General features: G+C 71.0%; 19 protein-coding genes. 18 read left to right on the top strand and 1 reads right to left on the bottom strand.

Annotated elements, in window-relative coordinates:
- Positions 1-3 precede the first annotated feature (3 nt).
- The 17 genes from Q2K21_RS11580 (at position 4) to Q2K21_RS11500 (ending at position 17,393) form a co-directional block, all read left to right on the top strand.
- Positions 4-1,101: a sodium:calcium antiporter gene (locus Q2K21_RS11580; RefSeq protein WP_310769636.1), complete on the top strand. Its 1,098-nt coding sequence runs from the start codon at positions 4-6 to the stop codon at positions 1,099-1,101.
- 239 nt (positions 1,102-1,340) lie between these two features.
- On the top strand, positions 1,341-2,306 hold the full coding sequence (locus Q2K21_RS11575; protein WP_310769634.1) for a lytic transglycosylase domain-containing protein: 966 nt from the start codon (positions 1,341-1,343) through the stop codon (positions 2,304-2,306).
- Positions 2,307-2,408: 102 nt separating this feature from the next.
- Entirely contained in the window at positions 2,409-3,479 is a 1,071-nt protein-coding gene (locus tag Q2K21_RS11570) for a sigma-70 family RNA polymerase sigma factor (RefSeq protein WP_310769632.1), read from the top strand.
- 260 nt (positions 3,480-3,739) lie between these two features.
- Positions 3,740-4,669 carry an ABC transporter ATP-binding protein gene (locus Q2K21_RS11565; protein ID WP_310769630.1) on the top strand — a complete coding sequence of 310 codons (930 nt, stop codon included), beginning with the start codon at positions 3,740-3,742 and terminating at the stop codon, positions 4,667-4,669.
- Positions 4,666-5,436 carry an MlaE family ABC transporter permease gene (locus Q2K21_RS11560; RefSeq protein WP_310769628.1) on the top strand — a complete coding sequence of 257 codons (771 nt, stop codon included), beginning with the start codon at positions 4,666-4,668 and terminating at the stop codon, positions 5,434-5,436. Before Q2K21_RS11565 ends, Q2K21_RS11560 begins: the two co-directional genes overlap by 4 nt.
- Positions 5,437-5,448: 12 nt before the next feature.
- Positions 5,449-6,264: an MlaE family ABC transporter permease gene (locus Q2K21_RS11555; protein WP_310769626.1), complete on the top strand. Its 816-nt coding sequence runs from the start codon at positions 5,449-5,451 to the stop codon at positions 6,262-6,264.
- Between the two features lie 5 nt (positions 6,265-6,269).
- Positions 6,270-7,526, top strand: coding sequence for an MCE family protein (locus Q2K21_RS11550; RefSeq protein ID WP_310769624.1), 1,257 nt, complete (start codon positions 6,270-6,272; stop codon positions 7,524-7,526).
- Positions 7,523-8,560 (top strand): MCE family protein, encoded by a 1,038-nt coding sequence (locus Q2K21_RS11545; protein WP_310769622.1) that lies wholly within the window; start codon positions 7,523-7,525, stop codon positions 8,558-8,560. The genes Q2K21_RS11550 and Q2K21_RS11545 overlap by 4 nt, the downstream gene beginning before the upstream one ends.
- Entirely contained in the window at positions 8,557-9,735 is a 1,179-nt protein-coding gene (locus Q2K21_RS11540; protein ID WP_386275969.1) for an MCE family protein, read from the top strand. The genes Q2K21_RS11545 and Q2K21_RS11540 overlap by 4 nt, the downstream gene beginning before the upstream one ends.
- Positions 9,732-10,865: an MCE family protein gene (locus Q2K21_RS11535; protein WP_310769620.1), complete on the top strand. Its 1,134-nt coding sequence runs from the start codon at positions 9,732-9,734 to the stop codon at positions 10,863-10,865. Before Q2K21_RS11540 ends, Q2K21_RS11535 begins: the two co-directional genes overlap by 4 nt.
- Positions 10,862-12,163 (top strand): MCE family protein, encoded by a 1,302-nt coding sequence (locus Q2K21_RS11530; RefSeq protein ID WP_310769618.1) that lies wholly within the window; start codon positions 10,862-10,864, stop codon positions 12,161-12,163. Before Q2K21_RS11535 ends, Q2K21_RS11530 begins: the two co-directional genes overlap by 4 nt.
- Positions 12,160-13,434: an MlaD family protein gene (locus tag Q2K21_RS11525; protein ID WP_310769616.1), complete on the top strand. Its 1,275-nt coding sequence runs from the start codon at positions 12,160-12,162 to the stop codon at positions 13,432-13,434. Before Q2K21_RS11530 ends, Q2K21_RS11525 begins: the two co-directional genes overlap by 4 nt.
- A 146-nt stretch (positions 13,435-13,580) precedes the next feature.
- Complete coding sequence (locus Q2K21_RS11520; RefSeq protein WP_386275992.1) at positions 13,581-14,084, top strand: hypothetical protein; 504 nt, start codon at positions 13,581-13,583, stop codon at positions 14,082-14,084.
- Between the two features lie 28 nt (positions 14,085-14,112).
- Complete coding sequence (locus tag Q2K21_RS11515) at positions 14,113-14,859, top strand: hypothetical protein (protein WP_310769612.1); 747 nt, start codon at positions 14,113-14,115, stop codon at positions 14,857-14,859.
- 172 nt (positions 14,860-15,031) lie between these two features.
- Positions 15,032-15,871 carry a TIM barrel protein gene (locus tag Q2K21_RS11510; protein WP_310769610.1) on the top strand — a complete coding sequence of 280 codons (840 nt, stop codon included), beginning with the start codon at positions 15,032-15,034 and terminating at the stop codon, positions 15,869-15,871.
- Between the two features lie 47 nt (positions 15,872-15,918).
- Positions 15,919-16,857 carry a 2-hydroxy-3-oxopropionate reductase gene (locus Q2K21_RS11505; RefSeq protein ID WP_310769607.1) on the top strand — a complete coding sequence of 313 codons (939 nt, stop codon included), beginning with the start codon at positions 15,919-15,921 and terminating at the stop codon, positions 16,855-16,857.
- Positions 16,858-17,156: 299 nt separating this feature from the next.
- Positions 17,157-17,393: a hypothetical protein gene (locus Q2K21_RS11500; RefSeq protein WP_310769605.1), complete on the top strand. Its 237-nt coding sequence runs from the start codon at positions 17,157-17,159 to the stop codon at positions 17,391-17,393.
- 277 nt (positions 17,394-17,670) lie between these two features.
- On the opposite strand, the gene gcl is transcribed toward Q2K21_RS11500, so the two are convergent.
- Complete coding sequence (gcl, locus tag Q2K21_RS11495) at positions 17,671-19,455, bottom strand: glyoxylate carboligase (RefSeq protein WP_310769603.1); 1,785 nt, start codon at positions 19,453-19,455, stop codon at positions 17,671-17,673.
- A gap of 157 nt (positions 19,456-19,612) precedes the next feature.
- On the opposite strand from gcl, the gene Q2K21_RS11490 reads away from it, so the two are divergent.
- Positions 19,613-20,317, top strand: a complete 705-nt coding sequence (locus Q2K21_RS11490) for a hypothetical protein (protein WP_310769601.1) — start codon at positions 19,613-19,615, stop codon at positions 20,315-20,317.
- Positions 20,318-20,371 lie beyond the last annotated feature (54 nt).

Here is a 20,371-nt window from a genome sequence, read left to right as displayed (position 1 = left end):
GCCGTGACCTCGATACTGCTGTTCATCGTCGGGGCGGCCCTGCTGATCTACTGTGCCGAGAAGCTGATCGGCCACCTCGTGGGGATCGCGAGCGGACTGGGCATCTCCCTCTTCCTGATCTCCGTCGTCTTCACGGGCATCGAGTTCGACGACGTCTTCCTCGGCGTCGCGCTCAACCTCGAAGACCTCGGCGGGGTCGCCCTGGGCGTCGTGATCGGGACCGCGTTGTCCATGACGGGAGTCGTCCTCGCGCTGGCCGCGATCTTCACACCCACCCGCGTGACCCTTCCGCGCGACTACGTCGTCCTCTTCGCCGCCGCGCCCTTCGTGATGGTCGTGTGCGCGCTGAACGCACCGCTCACCGCGCTGGACGGCGTCGCGCTTCTGGGGCTGTTCGTCCTGTTCATCGCCTACGTCGCGGCCAGGGAGTCGAGGCACGACACACCGGTCTTCCGGGACGCGGAGATGCATGAGGCCTACTCCGTCGCCCGGGGATCCGGGGACGGCACGCCGGTCCTGCGAGAGGGGGACGGCTGCTACGCGATGGCGGCAGAACGGACCGGTGGAACCGGTGGAACCGATGGCGGAGAACCACCGGGGGACGGACTGCTCGCCGCAGTGCGCGGCCGGTCGGGCTGGGCGGGGCTCGGGCCGGCGGTGCTCGCGCTGGCCGGTCTCGTCGTCGGTTCCGCGGTCACGGGCATCGGCACGAAAGGCATCCTTCAGACGTACGGACTTCAGGGAACCGTCTTCGGTGCGACCATCGCGACCGCCGTGCTGACCGTCGAGGACGTCTTCCTGACGGTGGAACCCGCCCGCAAGGGGGCGCCGGAGATCGGGATCGGGAACGTGATCGGGAGCGTCGTCTTCTCGGTCACGGGGAAACTGGGCCTCGTCGTCCTGGCGGGCGGCGTTCTCATCGACCGCAACGTCCTCACCTGGCAGTTGCCCGCGCTCCTCGTAGTGAACGGGCTCGCGGCCTATTTCGTCTCCACCGGCCGGCTGAGGCGATGGCACGGTTTCACGTTGCTCGCCCTCTACGTCGTCTACTGGGTCGTCAGTTTCACCAAGTTCGGGGTGGCTCCGGTCGACACGTCCTGACGACGGCACCGGCTCGGCACGAGGCCTCGTCCCCCCGGCCGGTGTTCTTACCGCACGTCCCGCTTCCCGCGAAGAACACGCCCTTCCCGCGACGGACACCCCGCTCTGCCGCGTAGAGCAGAGGAAGGGATCCGTACAGGGAGGGGACTGCGACAGTGGCAGGGCGTGCGTTCAAGGGTGCACTCATATTCAAGGGTGGGATCAGGGGGGCCAGGGGCACGGCGGTCGCCGCTGCGGCCATGGCCGCGCTCACCGCCTCCCAGGCGCCGGGGGCGGCGCAGGCCAGGGCCTCGGTGCCCGCGCGGTCGGCGGCGCCCGCCGAGCACGGTCCGAGCGTGTCCGGCGACGCCCCGTACCGCACCGCGCTCCCGCCGCTGCGGGCCGGGAAGCCGAAGCAGGGCACGGCGTCGCAGGTGGCGGGCGGCGCCCTGCCCGCGAGCGTCTTCGCGGCGTACCGGCGCGCCGAGGCGGAGCTCGCGCGCACCGCGCCCGGATGCCGCCTGCGGTGGCAGCTGCTGGCCGCGATCGGGCAGGTGGAGTCGGGGCAGGCGCGGGGCGGCCGGGTCACCTCGGACGGTACGACCGTGACGCCGATCCTCGGGCCCCGGCTCACCGGCGGCGCCTTCGCCGTCGTCCGGGACACGGACGGCGGCGCCCAGGACGGGGACGCGGTGTACGACCGCGCGGTCGGCCCGATGCAGTTCATCCCGTCCACCTGGGCCCGCTGGGGCGCGGACGGCAACGGGGACGGACGGGCCGACCCGAACAACGTCTTCGACGCGGCGCTCGCCGCCGGGCGCTATCTGTGCGCGGGCGGGAGGGACCTCTCGAACCCCGCCGACCTGGACCGGGCGATCCTCGGCTACAACCACTCGGAGGCCTATCTGCGCACGGTCAGGGCCTGGTACGCGTACTTCCTGGAAGGGCACCGGGTGGTGCCAGGCCGCCGAGTCGTCGGCCCGGCCGGAGCCGTCCGGGCGGGGCGCGCCGAAGCCGTCGCCGCGGCCGTCCGGCCGCCGCCCGAGCGCGGTCCCGTCCGCGTCCCACGAGCCGTCCACGCCACGGGCGACCCCCTCCCCCACCCCGTCCCGTACGGCCGGTGCGGCGGAGCAGACCGGCACGCCGCTGCTCCCCGTGCCCGCGCCGGGCGTCTCGCTGCCCGCCCTCGTACTGCCCAGCGCCGGGCCGCTGACCAGCAACGGTGAGAACACGATGAGCGCCTCCCCCTCCACAACCGCCGATACCCGGCGGTAATGTCGCCACCCGCCGGATGCACAGGACCGGCGGGTGAGCGCAAAGGGGCCCTCATGGCGACGGACATGCCCGCGGAGATACAGGCGGCCCACGATCGTTGGCAGCGCATGTGGAGCCACCGTGAGCAGTTGCTCAAGGTGGCCCGGCGCCGGTCGATGAGCCTGGAGGACGCCGAGGACGCCGTGCACGAGGCGATGCTGCGCGCCGCGGAGCGCCCGGACCTCGACGACGAGCGCCTCGGCGCCTGGCTGACGACCGTGACCATGCGGCTGTGCGTCGACCGGTACCGCCAGGTCAACCGGGAGGCCGAGGTGCGCAGCAGCCCGACGCTCGTCGCGCCGGGCCCGGTGCCCGTCGAGGAGGCGGTGTGCGACCGGGCCGAGGCGAAGTGGCTGGCCGTGCGCAGCGGGGAACTGCCCGCCCGCCAGGCGGAGGCCCTACGGCTGAAGTCCGAGGACCTGGACGTCGGTCAGGTCGCCGTACGCATGGGGCTGAGTTACCGGACCGTCGAGTCGCTGCTGGCCCGGGCCCGGCGGACGCTGCGCGCCTCGCTGGCCGGGACGCTCGGGCTCGCGCTGTTCCTGGCCGGGCGCGGGCGGCCGCGCGCGGGCGGCAAGGCGCAGGCGGTGGCGGTGACCTCGACGGCGGCGACCCTGGTGGTCGCGGGGTTCGTGCTGCCGCAGGCGCTCGACGGGAGCGGGGGCGGCGCGGACGCTCCGGCTCGGCGACCGGCCGCGACCCACAGCGCGCAGGCGCTCCGGCCCGACAGCGCCGGCCGGGTGCGCACCCCGGAAACGGGCGGGCCCTCGTCCACGGCGTCGGCGGCCCCTGCTCGGGGGGCGACGGGGTCACTGGCCGGCGGATCGCTCGTGCCGCTGTCCGTGCCGTCCCTGCCGGAGGTCGCGTCGGCCCCGCTTCCGGAGCTGTCGGCGCCCGCGGTCCCGCAGGTGCCCGGGCTTGCGGCCGTGCCGGACCTGCCGATCCAGTCCGCGGTCGCCTCGGTTCCCTCGGTCCTCCCGGTTCCCTCGGTCCCCTCGCTTCCGCCGGTCGCGGACACTTCCGCCGTGCCCTCCGCTCCACTCCCCGTTCCCACACCGAGCACGCCGAAGGTGAAGCTGCCGTAGCACCGCCGAGGCCGCGTAGAGCGCCGTACACCGCCGTACACCGCCGAGGCCGCCGTACCGCTGAGGCCGCCGTAGCACCGCCGAGGCCGCCGTAGACCACTGAGGCCGCGGTAGCACCGCGAGGGCGCCCCCGCACCACCGAGGTCACGGCAGCCCGCCCGTGAACCCGCCGAAAAAAATTCGGGCCGCCGCGACGGACGCCCCGCCCCTCCCCGTAGAGCAGATGTCGGAGCTGCTCACGTGGGCGAAGGGTGAACCGGATGGGTGTCGAGATCTGTGTGGAAGGGCTGACCAAGTCCTTCGGTCACCAGGTCATCTGGCAGGACGTCTCGCTGACGCTGCCCGCCGGGGAGGTCTCGGTCATGCTCGGGCCCTCGGGGACGGGCAAGTCGGTGTTCCTCAAGACCCTCGTCGGTCTGCTCAAGCCGGACCGCGGCTCGGTGAAGGTCGCGGGCCGGGACATCACCAAACTGCGTGAGCGCGACCTGTACGAGGTGCGGAAGCTGTTCGGCGTGCTGTTCCAGGACGGCGCGCTGTTCGGCTCGATGAACCTCTACGACAACATCGCCTTCCCCCTGCGCGAGCACACCCGCAAGTCCGAGAGCGAGATCCGGCGGATCGTGCTGGAGAAGATGGACATGGTCGGGCTGATCGGCGCCGAGGGGAAGCTGCCCGGCGAGATCTCCGGCGGTATGCGCAAGCGGGCCGGTCTCGCCCGGGCGCTGGTGCTCGACCCGGAGATCATCCTCTTCGACGAGCCGGACTCGGGCCTCGATCCGGTGCGCGTGGCGTATCTCAACCAACTCATCGTCGACCTCAACGCACAGATCGACGCGACCTTCCTGATCGTCACGCACGACATCGCCTCGGCCCGCCAGGTCCCGGACAACATCGGGCTGCTGTTCCGGCGGGAGCTGGTGATGTTCGGTCCCCGGGAGCAGTTGCTGACGAGCGACGAGCCCGTCGTGCGCCAGTTCCTCAACGGCCGGATGCAGGGCCCGATCGGCATGGCGGAGGAGAAGGACGCCGCCCAGGTGAAGCAGGAGCTCGCCGAACTCGTCGACAGGGCCCCCGGTCAGGAGATGACTCCCCGCCTGCTGCCGGGCCCGGGGATCACGCGCCCGCCCCGCTGGGAGGCGATCGCGAGACGGGAGGCCGAGCTGCACCGGAAGGAGGTGACCGGCGCATGAGCCTCTCGCCGACCGGGGCACTCAGGCACGCGGGAAATCTCTTCGCCATGGCCCTGGACGTCGTCCGGACCTTGCCCCGACGCCCGTTCCAGGCACGGGAGTTCATCCAGCAGGCCTGGTTCATCGCGAGCGTCACGATCCTTCCGACGGCCCTCGTGTCCATCCCCTTCGGTGCGGTCATCGCGCTGCAGATCGGCAGCCTGACCCGGCAACTCGGGGCCCAGTCCTTCTCCGGGGCCGCCTCGGTCCTCGCGGTTCTGCGGGAGGCCTCGCCCATCGTCACCGCGCTGCTGATCGCGGGCGCCGGTGGCACGGCGATCTGCGCGGACCTGGGGGCGCGGAAGATCCGCGAGGAGATCGACGCCATGGAGGTCCTGGGCATCGACCCCATCCACCGGCTGGTCGTCCCGCGGGTGCTGGCGTCGATGGCGGTGGCGGTGCTGCTCAACGGACTGGTGTCCGTGGTCGGCGTCGCGGGCGGCTATTTCTTCAACGTCATTCTGCAGAACGGCACTCCGGGCGCCTATCTCGCCTCCTTCACCACGCTCGCCCAGCTCTCCGACCTGTGGGCGGCCGAGATCAAGGCGCTGGTGTTCGGGGCGATCGCGGCGATCGTCGCCTCCTACAAGGGACTTACGGCGAAGGGCGGACCGAAGGGCGTGGGCGACGCCGTGAACCAGTCGGTGGTGATCACCTTCATGTTGCTGTTCGTGACGAACTTCGTGATGACCGCGGTGTACTTCCAGGTCGTCCCGCAGAGGGGTTAGCCGATGCCATCCATGCGACTTCTCCAGCGTCCCCTGCGCTCCCTCGAAGAGCTCGGCACCCAACTCTCCTTCTACGGCCGCTCGCTCGCGTGGACCGGCCGCACCCTGCGCCGCTACAAGAAGGAGATCCTGCGGCTGCTCGCCGAAGTGAGCTTCGGCCGTGGCGCGCTCGCCGTCGTCGGCGGCACGGTCGGCGTGATCGCCTTCCTGTCGTTCTTCACCGGCACCGAGGTCGGCCTCCAGGGCTACGCGGCCCTCAACCAGCTCGGCACCTCCAACTTCGTGGCGTTCCTGTCGGCGTACTTCAACACCCGGGAGATCGCCCCGTTGGTGGCCGGGCTCGCCCTGTCCGCGACGGTCGGCGCCGGCTTCACCGCGCAGCTCGGCGCGATGCGGATCAGCGAGGAGACCGACGCGCTGGAGGTGATGGGTGTTCCCTCGCTGCCGTTCCTGGTGACGACCCGGATGATCGCCGGTTTCGTCGCCGTGATCCCGCTGTACGTGATCGGGCTGCTGTCCTCCTACCTGGCCGCCCGCACCATCACAACCGGCTACTACGGGCAGTCGACGGGCACGTACGACCACTACTTCCATCAGTACCTGCCGCCCGTCGACGTGCTCTGGTCCTTCGGGAAGGTGATCGTCTTCGCGGTGCTGATCATCCTGGTGCACTGCTACTACGGGTACCACGCGAGCGGCGGCCCGGCGGGCGTCGGCGTCGCGGTGGGCCGTGCGGTGCGGACCTCGATCGTCGCGATCAACGTCCTGGACTTCTTCCTGAGCCTGGCGATCTGGGGCGCCAGCACGACCGTACGGATCGCGGGGTGAGACCGGTGAGAGTGCTGAGACTCAGGTTGTACGGCATCGCCTTCATCGCCGTGCTCGCGCTGCTGCTGTCGCTCGCGGTGGCCCTCTACCGGCAGGCGTTCACTCCCGTCGTCCGCGTCACGCTTCAGGCCGACAGCCTGGGCAACCAGCTCGACCCACGCGCCGACGTCAAGCTGCGCGGGCTGCTGGTGGGCGAGGTCCGCGCGGTGCACGCGGACGGCACGAAGGCCACGCTCGACATCGCCCTCAAGCCGGAGTACGTCTCGTACATCCCGTCGGACGTGATGGCGCGCCTGCTGCCCAAGACGCTGTTCGGCGAGAAGTACGTCGACCTCGTGGCCCCCGCCGGTGCTGCGCAGTCTTCGGCTCGGCCCATCCGCGCCGGGGACGTCATCACCCAGGACCGTACGAAGGCCGGCATCGAGGTGCAGCAGCTGATGAACGATCTGTTGCCGCTGCTGCGCACGGTCGAGCCGGGCGAACTCAACTCCACGCTCTCGGCCTTCGCCACCGCGCTGGAGGGCCGCGGCGACCGGATCGGCGACAACCTGACCCGGGTCGAGGGTTATCTGCGCCGTATCAACCCGCATCTGCCGTCCCTCAAGGAGGACATCTCGCGCTTCGCCGATGTCGCCGAGGTGTACGGCGACGCGGCACCCGACCTGATGAGGATCCTGCGCAACACCGTGACAACCAGCCGCACCCTTGTCGAGAAGAAGGACCGGCTGGCCGCCGCGCTCCGCTCGACCGCGACGGCCGCGGACACCGCGCGGGACTTCCTCGACGAGAACGGCGACCGGTTGATCACCCTCGGCCGGGTCTCGCGCCCCACGCTGGAGCTCTTCGCCCGCTACTCCCCCGAGTACCCCTGTCTGCTGAACGGCCTGGTCCGGCAGGAGCGGGCGTCGGAGGATGCGTTCCGGGGCGGCGAGATGCGGATCACTCTCGAAGTCGTCCGCCCGCAGGGCGCGTACCGGCCCGGCGAGGAGCCGCGCTACGCCGACCGGTCGGGGCCGAACTGCCGGGACATGCCCCGTCCACCGGTGCCCGGACCGAAGCCCCGGCTCAACGACGGTACGTCGTCCGCTGGTTCGGGCGGCGCACTCCCCGGAGGTGTCGACGTGTCCGCCACCCGGGCCGAGCAGCGGGCCGTCGGCTCGCTGGTGGCCCCCGTCATGGGCGTGGCCGCGGACCAGGTGCCGCCCGTCGCGACCCTGCTGTTCGGACCGCTCGCCCGGGGAACGGCGGTGAGCGTCGCATGAGAAGCACTGGAGCCCGGCGGACGGCCGCGCCGCTGGTCAAGTTCAGCCTGTTCGCGCTGGTGACGATCGCGGCGACGGCCCTGCTCGCCGCCACCATCGTCAACATCTCCTTCGCTCCGAAGGACACGTACCACGCGGTGTTCAGTGACGTCACGGGGCTGGAGAAGGGCGACGACATCCGGGTGGCCGGGGTGCGGGTCGGCCAGGTCGAGGGCATCCGGATCAAGGACCGGACGCTGGCGGAGGTCACCTTCACCGTCGGTGCCGATCGTCCGCTGTTCGCCGGCACCGGCGCCGTCGTGCGCTACCGGAACCTGGTCGGGCAGCGGTACATCGCGCTGACCGAGGGCACGGGCGACGGCACCCGGCTGCGGCCCGGCGGCACGATCCCGCTGTCCCGGACGCAGCCGGCGCTGGACCTCGACGCCCTGCTGAACGGCTTCAAGCCGCTGTTCGCCGCGCTCAGCCCGAACGACGTCAACCAGCTCGCCACCGAGATCATCAGGACCCTTCAGGGCGAGGGCGGCACCGTCAACAGCCTGCTCGCGCACACGGCGTCGCTCACCACGACCCTCGCCGACCGCGACCGGCTGATCGGCTCGGTGATCGACAACCTGAACACGGTTCTGGAGACGCTCGACCGGCGCGGCGCCCGCTTCTCCGGGCTGCTCACGCAGCTGCGCCGGGTGATTTCCGGGCTGTCCGCCGACCGCAAGCCCATCGGGGAGTCCCTGGTGAGCATCGGCGACCTCACCGAAGCCACCTCGGGGCTGCTGACGGACGCGCGTCCGTCACTGAAGGACGACATCGCCGGGCTGAGCGATCTCACCGGAACGCTGAACAGGAACGAGAAGACGGTGGAGGGTGTGCTGAAGCGGCTGCCGAACAAGCTGAACGCGCTGACGGGGACGGCGTCCTACGGCTCGTGGTTCAACTTCTACCTCTGCGACTTCGACGGCCGCGTCGTGCTGCCGAAGACGAAGCAGGTCATCACGCCCGAGCTGCATGTGGCGCAGGCGAGGTGCGGCGGATGAGCATGCGCATCGTGCCGGGCAGGACCCGGCGCCGCCGCCCCGAGCCCCTGGTGAAGGTGCGTGTCCTGCCGCCGAAGCTGCCGAGGCTGCCGAGGCCACGCCTTGTGTCCCGCGGGAACCGGCGCCCCGCACCCCTGGTGCGGGTGCGCGTCCTGCCGCCCGAGCTGCCGCACATCCGGCTGCGCCGTCCGCGGCTGAAGCCGTTCCGGGACCGCAATCCGGTCGTGGTCGGCGCCGTCGGTCTCACCGTTCTCGCGCTGCTGACCGTCGCCGCGTTCAACGCCGACAGCCTGCCGCTGATCGGCGGCGGGAAGACGTACAGCGCGGCCTTCTCCGAGGCGGGCGGGCTCAAGCCGGGCGACGAGGTGCGGATCGCCGGGGTCAAGGTCGGCAGGGTGGAGGGCGTCGACCTGGAGGGCGACCACGTCGAGGTGACCTTCAAGGTCAAGGGCGACCCCGCGTTCGGCACCGCGACCGGCGCGGCGATCCGGGTCAAGACGATCCTCGGCGCCAAGTACCTCGCGCTGAACCCGAGGGGGCCGGGCCGGTTGAAGCCGGGCAGCGAGATCCCGCTGACGCGGACGGTGTCGGCGTACGACGTCGTACAGGCGTTCAGTGACCTGACGACCACCACGGAGGAGGTCGACACCCGGCGGCTCGCGAAGGCGCTGGACACCATCTCCACCACCTTCCAGGACTCTCCCGCGCAGGTACGGGCGTCCATCGAGGGACTGTCGCGGATCTCCAGGACCATCGTCTCGCGCGACGAGGCGCTCCACGGGCTCCTCGACCACGCGAACGGAGTCACCAAGGTGCTGGCCGCGCACACGGAGGACTTCTCCGCCCTGGTGAAGGACGGCGACAAGCTGCTGGCGGAGATCAGCAGGCGGCGCGCGGCGATCCACACCCTGCTCAAGAGCTCCGCCCTGCTGGGCATCGAGCTCTCCGGGCTGGTCGAGGACAACCGGAAGGAGATCGGCCGCGCCCTGAAGAACCTCCATACCTTCGTCACAATGCTCGAACGCAACCAAGCGAGCCTCGACCGCAGCGTCAAACTGCTCGCCCCCTACGTCCGGGTCTTCACCAACACCCTCGGCAACGGCCGCTGGTTCGACTCCTACGTCCAGAACCTGGTCGCCGCTCCGGTCGTGCCGCGCACGGGAGGCACGCGATGACGCAACGCATCCCTGTCCGACGGGCCCTGGCCCTGCTCACCGCGCTCGCGGTCGTCGCCGCGCTCGCCGTCGTGCTGTGGCCGCGCTCCGAAACCGTCCGCGTCACGGCGTACTTCCCGCGCACCGTCGGCATCTACCCCGGCTCGGACGTCCGCGTCCTCGGCGTCCGTGTCGGCGAGGTCAAGAGGATCACGCCGGAGGGCGGCCGGGTGCGGGTGGAGCTGGAGTACGACAAGGGGCGCAGGGTCCCCGCGGACGCGCGGGCCGCCATCATCAACTCCTCGGTGGTCAGCGACCGTTATGTGCAGCTGCTGCCGGTGTACCGCAAGGGCCCGGTGCTGCGGGACGGCGCCGTCATCCCCGAGTCCCGCACCGCCGTCCCTGTCGAGCTGGACCGGATCTTCGACAGCCTGCACACCACCGCCGAGGCGCTCGGCCCGAAGGGCGCGAACAAGGAGGGCTCCCTGTCGCGGCTGCTCGGGGTGAGCGCGGACAACCTTGAAGGCCAGGGCGCGCACCTCAACCAGACGGTCGAGGACCTCTCGCAGGCGGTCACCACGCTGTCCGACGGACGGGGCGACCTGTTCGGCACCGTACGAAACCTTCAGGTGTTCACGGCGGCACTGGCGGCCGACGACAAGAGCGTGCGGTCGTTCAACGAGAGCCTCGCCGACGTGGCGAAGCAGCTCGCCGGGGAGCGCGGGGACCTCGCGGCGGCGCTCGAGCACCTGGGCGCGGCACTCGGGGACGTGTCCGACTTCGTGAAGAGCAACAAGAAATCCCTGACCTCGGACGTCAAGGGCCTCAGCAAGGTCACCAAGGTCCTGGTCACCCAACGGGCCGCGCTGGAGGAGCTGTTGGACGTCGCCCCCACGGGTCTGTCGAATCTGCAGAACGCCTACAACCCGTCCGCCGGCACGCTCGACACCCGCGACAACCCGCAGAGCCCGCAGGACCCCGCGTCCCTGCTGTGCTCCCTGCTCAAGACGACCGGGGACGAGGGCGGCAGGAACCCCGACTGCGAGGAGCTGCGCAAGCTCTTCGACTCGCTGCCCGAGCTGCCGGCCGTCCCCGCGGGGACGGGCACGGTCGACCGGACCCTCGGCGGAATCCTGGGGGCCACAGCATGAGCGCGGTGCGCAGGGGCCGGGTGATCGCGTGGACGGCGGCGGGTTCGCTGCTGCTGTCCGGGTGCGCGTTCAACGGCTGGTACGACGTCCAGCTCCCCGGGGGCGCCGCGGCGGACGGCCGCGCCTACCACGTCACCGTCGAGTTCAGGGACGTACTGGATCTGGTACCGCAGTCGGCGGTCAAGGTGAACGACGTCACCGTGGGCGCGGTCGAGAAGGTGGAGCTGGACGGCTGGCACGCGCGCGTGCGGCTGCGCGTGGCGGACTCGGTGAAGCTGCCAGCCAACGCGGTCGCCGACCTCAGGCAGACCAGCATGCTCGGCGAGAAGTACGTGGCACTGTCCGCCCCGTCCGGCACCGCGCCCGTCGGGCGGCTGCGCGACGGCGACGTGATCCCCCTGTCCCGCAGCGGCCGCAACCCCGAGATCGAGGAGGTGCTGTCCGCCCTGTCGGCACTGCTCAACGGCGGTGGGGTGGCCCAGCTCAAGACGATCACCGTGGAGCTGAACAAGTCTCTGGAAGGCCGCGAGAACCGGGTCGCGTCCCTGCTGAAGGAGCTCGACACGTTCCTCGGCGGACTGGACGCGCAGCGCACGGAGATCGTCCGCGCGCTCAAGGGAATCGACCGGCTGGCGAAGCGGCTGGGCGAGGAGAGGAAGACGATCGCCGAGGCCGTCGACACGCTGCCACCCGCACTGAAGGTCCTCGCCGACCAGCGTCGCGATCTGACGAAGATGCTCACCGCCCTGTCGCGGCTCGGCACGACCGGTACCAGGGTCGTCAACGCCACACGGGACGACACCGTCGCCGATCTGAAGCGGCTGCGACCGATCCTGGAACAGCTGAACAAGGCGGGCGACGACCTTCCCAACTCCTTGGAGCTGTTGACGACTTACCCGTTCCCGCGCAACGCGACGGACGCCGTGAAGGGCGACTATGTCAATCTGAAGATCACCGCCGACCTCGATCTGGCGGGCATCTACGGCAACCTCACCGATCAGCAGGGCAAGGGCGGCGGCGGATCCGGGCAGCAGCCGGTCCCGACTCCCCCGCTCCCGAACCTGCCGAACCTGCCGAGCCTCCCGAGCGTGCCGGTGCCCACCGCGCTCCCCAGCACTCCGACCCTTCCGAAGGTGCCGACGTCGCCGGCCGCGCCCTCGGCGCCTGGGGGTGGCGGTGATCCGCTGTGCCCACCGGTGTGCACCGCGAGCTACGGCGCCGGAGGGGACACACGCCGCCTCCCAGCGGGGATCGACCTCGCGCTCGCCGAGCTCATGCTGAAGGGGATACAGCCGTGATCACACGTACGGTCAAGGCCCAGCTGCTCGCCTTCGCCACCGTCACCGCCCTCGGGGTGTCGTACGTCGGCGCCGAGTACACGGGTCTGGCGGACGACCTCCTCGGCCGCGGCTACACCGTGACGGCCGACTTCGCCGCGTCCGGGGGTGTCTTCCCCGGCGCCGAGGTCACCTACCGCGGGGTGCCGGTGGGCCGCGTGGGCGATCTGCGGCTGAACGGCTCCGGGGTCTCGGTGCCGCTGAAGATCGAGGACGGCGCTCCGCGGATCCCGGCCGACACGCTGGCAGTGGTCGCCGACCGTTCGGCGGTGGGCGAGCAGTACGTGGACCTTCAGCCCCGGCGGTCCGGCGGACCGTATCTGATGGACGGCAGCCCGATCCCGCGCAGCCGCACCCGGGTACCCCTGCCCGTCACCGACCTGGTCCTCAGCCTGGACCGGCTGGTGAACTCGGTCGGCAAGGACGATCTGCGCACCACCGTCGACGAGTTGGGCAAGGCCTTCTCCGGTACCGGACCCCGACTGAGCCGCCTGGTGGACTCCGGCAACGCGCTCGTCGAGTCGGCGTCCGACTCGCTCCCGCAGACGGTATCGCTGATCGAGGACTCCCGGAAGGTGCTCAGGACACAGGCCGACCAGGGCTCGGCCATCAAGTCCTTCTCCCGCGATCTGGCCGCGCTCACCCAGCAGTTGAAGGACAGCGACGGGGATGTGCGGCGGCTGATCGGCAACGCGGTGCCCGCCGCGCAGGAGGTCGACTCCCTGCTGAGGTCCACGCGAGCGGACCTGCCGGTCCTGCTGGCCAACCTGATCAGCGGCGGCCAGGTGACCGTGGCCCGGCTGCCCGGCGTGGAACAGGCCCTGGTCACCTTCCCGGTCAACGTCGCGGGGAGCTACACCGTCGTCCCCGGGGACGGCACCTTTCACTTCGGACTCGCCGTGAACGCCGGTGACCCCCCGCCGTGCACCCAGGGCTACGGAACGCGGCGGCGGGATCCCTCCGACACCGGCACCCGTCCGGCGAACACCGACGCGCGCTGCACGGCCCCGCGCGGAAGCAAGACCTCGGTGCGCGGCGCCCAGAACGCCCCCGGCACGTCGGCGGGTTCGGGCCGTGCGAGGCACGCCGCGTACGTCACCCCGTACGACCCGGACACCGGCACCATCACCGGCCCGGACGGGACGCCCGTCGAGATCGGCTCGGCGGGCGGCCAACAGACCGTCTTCGGAAAGGAGTCGTGGCAATGGCTGCTCGTCGGGCCGATGGCATGAAGACCGGTGACATGAAGACCGGTGACATGAAGGCCGGTGGCACGGAGATCGATGACATGAAGGCCGGCGCCTTGGAGGCCGGGGACATGAAGGCCGGTGCCCTGGAGGCCGGGGACATGAAGGCCGGCGCCTTGGAGGCCGGGGACATGAAGGCCGGTGCCTTGGACAAGGGGCGCGGCAGAGCGCTGCTCGCCGCGCTCGTGGCCGCGACCGTGCTGACGACCGCCGCGGCGGTCTGGCTGGGCATGCGCCTCGCCGACCAGCGTGCCGTGGAGCACCGTCGGCAGGACGTCCTCGCCGCGGCCCGCCAGTCGGCGCTGAACTTCACCTCGCTCGACTACCGGCACTACGCCCGGGACAGCGGGAACGTGCTGAAGGGCGCCACCGGCGACTTCAGGAAGCAGTTCGCCGCACAGACCCAGGAGTTGACGAAGCTCGTCGCCCGGAACAAGTCGGTGTCCGAGGGACAGGTCCTCGAAGCGGGGATCGTGCGGTCCGACGAGCACTCGGCCCGGGTCCTGGTCGTCGCCGACAGCAAGGTGACCAACACCGCCGTGCCCGAGGGCCAGGCACGCACGTATCGGCTGCAACTCGACCTCGTGCGCGAGCACGGCCGCTGGCTGACCTCCGACGTCGAGTTCGTGGGCTGACCGCGCCACACCAGTGAGGAGACAGACCGTGGCCAATCCGACCACCCGAGTGCGCGGCACCGGCTCCCCCGCCCGCCGCCCTCTGACAGCGGCCGCCCGCGCGGCGGCCAAGCGCGCCCGGCGTCCGGAGGGCTCCACCGGCGCGGCATCACCGCGCAGCGAGGAGCACCGCTCCGGGCGCACCCTGCTCATCGAGGCCCCGACGGGTGGCTGGGAGGACCCGCCGGAGCCGTCCCCCGAGCCGGTCGAGGAGGAACCGGTGAAGAGCGCGCGTGGGCCGAGGCTGCTCACCGCCCTGCTCTGCCTCGCCCTCGTGGCGGGCCTGGTGGCCGTCGCCGTGCTCGGATGGCAGTACCGGGAGGGGCGGCGGACCGACGAGGCGCGCGGTCAGGCGCTCGCGGCCGCGCAGAGGGCGGCGCCGGTCGTGCTGTCGTACGACTACCGGCACTTGGACCGGGACTTCGCCCGGGCCCGTACCTACCTGACCGGCGCGTTCCGTGACCAGTACCTCAAGACCACCAGGACAGTTGTCGGCCCGACCGCGGCGAAGTACCACGGCGTGGTGAAGGCGACGGTGGCCGCGCCCCAGGGCGGCGGGGCTCCGGCGGCCTCCGTCGTGTCGGCCGCACCGGACAGGGTCGTCGTCCTGCTGTTCGTCAACCAGGTCACGCAGAGCACCCAGGTGTCGGGGTCCCGTCTGGATCTGAACCGGGTGCGGATGACGCTCACCCGTACCTCGGCGGGCTGGAAGGTGAGTGCCGTGGACGCCCTCTGAGCTCCCCCCGAAAGTGCCCCCGCGCAGCCCGCGCGGGGGCACTTTTTCGTGCGCGCTCTTGACAGCCTTCCCACCCCACCGGCACGCTTTCCGTAAAGCAGAAAGCTATTTCCGTAATATGGAATCCTTTGGGTACGCGGAACTACGGATCATGGATAGGAGCGCCTCGCCGATGGGATTCGCAGACCAGCGCTTCACCGTCAACCTGTCGATCCTCTTCACGGAACTCCCGCTCCTGGAGCGCCCCGCGGCCGCCGCCGCGGCCGGCTTCACCGCGGTCGAGCTGTGGTGGCCCTGGGTCGACCGGCCCGCTCCCGAGCGGGCCGACCTCGACGCCTTGCACAAGGCGGTCGAGGATGCGGGCGTGCGGCTGACGGGCCTGAACTTCTACGCCGGACGGCTCCCGGGCCCCGACCGCGGCGCCCTGTCGGTCCCGGGCGAGGAGTCGGAGAGGTTCCGCGCCAACATCGACGTGGCGGCGGATTTCGCCCAGGCGCTGGGCTGCACGGCCCTCAACGCCCTGTACGGCAACCGCGTCGACGGCGTCGACCCGGCCGAGCAGGACGCGCTGGCGCTGGAGAACCTGGTCCTGGCCGCCCGCGCCGCCGACCGGATCGGCGCGGTCCTTCTGATCGAGGCCCTGAACAAGCCGGAGTCACCGCTCTACCCGCTGGTGTCGGCCCAGGCCGCCGTCGGGATCGTCGACAAGGTCAACCAGGCCACGGGCCTCGCCAACGCGCGGTTCCTGATGGACCTCTACCACCTGTCGATGAACGGCGAGGACCTGCCGTCGGTGATCGAGCGGTACGCAGCGCACACCGGCCACGTCCAGATCGCCGACAACCCGGGCCGCGGCGCCCCGGGCACGGGCACGCTTCCGCTGGAGGACCTCCTCGACCGGCTCGGGAAGGCGGGTTACGAGGGCTGGGTCGGCCTGGAGTACAAGCCGGGTGACCGCCCGAGCCCCGAGGCCTTCGACTGGCTGCCGGTCGAGGCCCGCGCAGCGCGCTGAGCGCCACCCCACAGACATACCGGAGCAGTCAGAGAGGCACCCTCACCATGAGCACTCTTGCGGCTTCTTCCCACCCGAACCGCTCGGCTTCTTCCCACCCGAACCGCCCGGCGGTTGCCTGGATCGGCCTCGGCATCATGGGCTCCCCCATGTCGGAGAACCTGATCAAGGCGGGGTACGACGTCATCGGCTACACCCTGGAGCGGGAGAAGCTGGACCGCCTGGCCGCCGCCGGCGGCACTGCGGCCGGTTCGATCGCGGAGGCCGTGCGGGACGCCGACGTGATCATCACGATGGTGCCCGCGTCCCCGCAGGTCGAGGCGGTCGCCTACGGCCCGGACGGCATCCTGGAGAACGCCAGGCCGGGCGCCCTGCTCATCGACATGTCTTCCATCACCCCGCAGACCTCGATCGACCTGGCGAGGAACGCCCGGGAGAAGGACATCCGGGTGCTCGACGCCCCGGTGTCCGGCGGGGAGGCAGGTGCCGTCGAGGCCGCGCTGTCGATCATGGTCGGCGGCGAGCAGGCCGACTTCGACGTGGCGAAGCCCCTCTTCGAGGCGCTGGGCAGGACCATCGTGCGGTGCGGTCCGCACGGCTCGGGACAGACCGTGAAGGCGGCCAACCAGCTCATCGTCGCCGTGAACATCCAGGCGTGCGCCGAGGCGGTCGTCTTCCTGGAGAAGTCGGGTGTGGACCTGAAGGCGGCGCTGGACGTCCTCGGCGGTGGCCTGGCGGGCTCGACCGTCCTGACCCGCAAGAAGGACAACTTCCTCAGCCGGGACTTCAAGCCGGGCTTCCGCATCGACCTGCACCACAAGGACATGGGGATCGTCACGGACGCCGCCCGCAACGTCGGCGCGGTCCTGCCTGTCGGCGCCGTGGTCGCCCAAATGGTCGCCAGTCTGCGTGCGCAGGGCGACGGCGGCCTGGACCACTCGGCCCTGCTGCGGGCCGTGGAGCGCCTGTCCGGCGCGCGGGTCTGACCCCGATACCTCCGGGCGGCGTCGCCGCTGACATCTGTCCTGTCGCGCCCGAGCGGCGGCGCCGCCCGGAACCACCCGCAGAATGTGACGAAGGCCCGTACGGCGTCCGGTCCTGACGGAAGGTCAGCCGCAGGACGTGCGGCCCGCCGCCGGGCGACCCGGACCAGGCGGAGCGCGAGAGCCCGCCGCAGCCCCGCCACAACCCGAGCGCCGGACACGGATCGTCCCGTATCCGGCGCTCTCGGCATTTCCGGCGTTTCCGGCGTGCGAATCCGGCCCGTCGGCAGGAGCCTGAAGAGATGGAACAGTCGACGGAGTATCCGCACATCGTGGTGCACGCGCCGGCGCTGGACGGATCACGGCGGGTCACCGCGGACGACCGGGTCCTCGGGATCGCCACCCATCTGGACGACGTCGTCGAGATCCTGCGCCTGGCCGATCTGGACCGGATCGAGGTCGAGGACAGCGACCTCATCGAATGGCAGGGTGGCGGGCCCGACGACTGGCCGGGGCTGTCGGAGCACCCCGAGGGGTGAACCGGGGCGCGCCGCGCGTACACAGATGTACGTAGATCGTCTACGTAACCCTCAAATGAACCTCTGAACACCGGCCAGGGGGCTTCAACTCCCCCTGCACCTGGGCACATCCTCTGCACACGGGGCCCGCCGGCACGGGGGCGGCGGGCCTCGTGACGGGGGATGAGCCCGGGGCGGCCCGTGGGGGCGGGCCGCTGCGGCGCTCCTCGGCGGTCACCCGCCCACGGCGCGAGGGGCGGCCCACCCCCCGGCTGGGCCGCCCCTCACCGACCGGCCGTCAGACCTTCAGCGTCCGGATCGAGGTGGGCGCGTGCCCCGGTTCGGTCGCGATCTCCTCGAACTCGACGACGTTGCCGATGTCGTTGGTGGTCGACATGGCGATGTTGGTGACGCGCTCCAGGATCACCTCGACGACGACCGGAACCCGGTGCTCGGCGGCGAGTTTCCTGGCCTGTTCGAACGCGGCGCCCAGCTCGTTCGGGTCGGTCACCCGGATCGCCTTGCAGCCGAGGCCCTCGGCGACCTTCACATGGTCGACGCCGTAGACGCCCAGCTCGGGCGAGTTGATGTTCTCGAACTCCAGGCTGACCTGGAAGTCGATGTCGAACGCCCGCTGCGCCTGGCGGATCAGGCCCAGGTAGGAGTTGTTCACCAGGACATGGACGTACGGGATCCGGTACTGGGCGCCGACCGCCAACTCCTCGATCATGAACTGGAAGTCGTAGTCGCCGGACAGCGCGACCACGGACGCCTCCGGGTCGGCCTTGGCGACGCCGAGCGCGGCCGGGATGGTCCAGCCCAGCGGGCCCGCCTGGCCGCAGTTGATCCAGTGCCGCGGCCTGAAGACGTGCAGCATCTGGGCGCCGGCGATCTGAGAGAGGCCGATCGTGGAGACATACCGGGTGTTTGGGCCGAACGCCTTGTTCATCTCCTCGTAGACGCGCTGCGGCTTGATCGGGATGTCGTCGAAGTGTGTACGGCGCTGGAGGCGGGCCCGCTTCTCCTGCGCGGCCGCGGCCCAGCCGGAGCGGTCGGGCAGGTGTCCGGCGGCCTTCAACTCCCCTGCCACTTCGACGAACAGTTCCAGGGCGGTCTTCGCATCGGACGTGATGCCGTAGGCCGGCGCGAAGATCCTGCCGATCTGGGTGGGCTCGATGTCGACGTGGACGAACGTCCGGCCCGCCGTGTAGACGTCGAGCCTGCCGGTGTGGCGGTTGGCCCAGCGGTTGCCGATACCGAGGACGAAGTCGGACTCCAGGAAGGTCGCGTTGCCGTAGCGGTGCGCGGTCTGCAGGCCGACCATGCCGGCGTTCAGCTCGTGGTCGTCGGGGATGGCGCCCCAGCCCATCAGCGTGGGGACGACCGGGACTCCGGTCAACTCGGCGAAACGCACGAGCAGTTCGCAGCCGTCGGCGTTGATGACACCGCCGCCGGCCACGATCAGCGGGCGCTCCGACTCGTTCAGCAGCGTGAGCGCCTTCTCGATCTGGGCGCGGCTCGCGGCAGGCTTGTGGACCGGCAGCGGCTCGTAGGTCTCCGGATCGAACTCGATCTCGGTGAGCTGGACGTCGACCGGCAGGTCGATGAGGACCGGGCCGGGACGGCCGGAGCGCATGAGGTGGAAGGCCTTCTGGAAGACGCCCGGAACCTGCGCGGCCTCCAGGACGGTGACCGCCATCTTCGTGACCGGCCGCGCGATCGACGCGATGTCGACGGCCTGGAAGTCCTCCTTGTGGATCACCGCGGTCGGGGCCTGGCCGGTGACGCACAGGATCGGGATCGAGTCACCGGTCGCCGAGTAGAGTCCGGTGATCATGTCGGTGCCCGCCGGGCCCGAAGTGCCGATGCAGACGCCGATGTTGCCGGGGTGGGTGCGGGTGTAGCCCTCCGCCATGTGCGATGCGCCCTCCACATGGCGGGCGAGGGTGTGCTGGATCCCGCCGGAGGCCTTGAGCGCCGCGTAGAAGGGGTTGATCGCCGCGCCCGGGACACCGAACGCGTCGCTGACGCCCTCACGCTTGAGGATCTCGACTGCCGCGCGGGCAGCGGTCATACGAGCCATGGAGTACTCCTGCTTCGACTGTCGGATTCGCACTCCCGTCGCGCCCCGCGGCGAGTAATTCCGTATCGTGAAAGTTAGTTTCTGCTATCTGGAATTAATGTAGGGAGGTGCCCCAAGGCCGTCAAGAGACGGACAGGCGGGGGGTGTCCGGAGGACGATGAGGGTCATGTCCGAGAGCATCGCGGTGCGCTGCCCGGCCTGTGGGCGCCGGCACCGCTACACGGCACCGACGTACCCGTGCGCCTGCGGAGCGCCCGTCGCCCCGTCGCTCGATGCACACGGCACGGCCACAGCGGTCACCCACCGCGCCTGGGACGAGGAGTGGGTCGACGTGCGCTGCGCGGCTTGCGGGAGCGACAGCCAGTGGCCGCGGCCGGAGATGGGCTGCCCATGCGGGACGGTGCTGTGCGTGCCGGTCGACCGGGCGGACGCGGACCACGGCCACGGCCATGGCCACAGTCACGGCGCGCCTGTCTCCCGGGGTCCCGCCCGTCGGGCCGTCCCGATCCGCACCGCCCTCGACGCGGTCACCGCCGCTGTCCTGTATCTGCGTGGGCTCGGCCACCAGGACGTGCGCCGCGCCGACCAGCCGCCCACGGCCGGCATCGGCCTGGCCGCCCACGGCGTCGTCGCCCAGGTGGACCCCACTGTGCGTCCGGCCTCGGTGCGGGACGTCGAGTGCCTGTGGCTGACCGCCATGGCGGAGTCCGCGGACTGCCTCTACTTCTCCCTCGCCGGGTACGCCGACGACGCCCGCGACCGCGCCGACCGACTGGGCGTCCCGCTGTTCGTCCTCGACCCCACCGGAGTGGCACGACCGGTCAACGCGCCGGCCGTGGCGCTGGACGCCACGGCCGGTTGAACCGACTGCACGCCGCCCCGGCGAAGGCCCGGACGATCACAGGGGACAGTCGGT

Source organism: Streptomyces sp. CGMCC 4.7035, from assembly GCF_031583065.1.
Lineage (GTDB): Bacteria > Actinomycetota > Actinomycetes > Streptomycetales > Streptomycetaceae > Streptomyces > Streptomyces yaanensis.
Note: the sequence above shows the minus strand (reverse complement) of the source record. Positions and strands in the feature narration are given on the sequence as shown.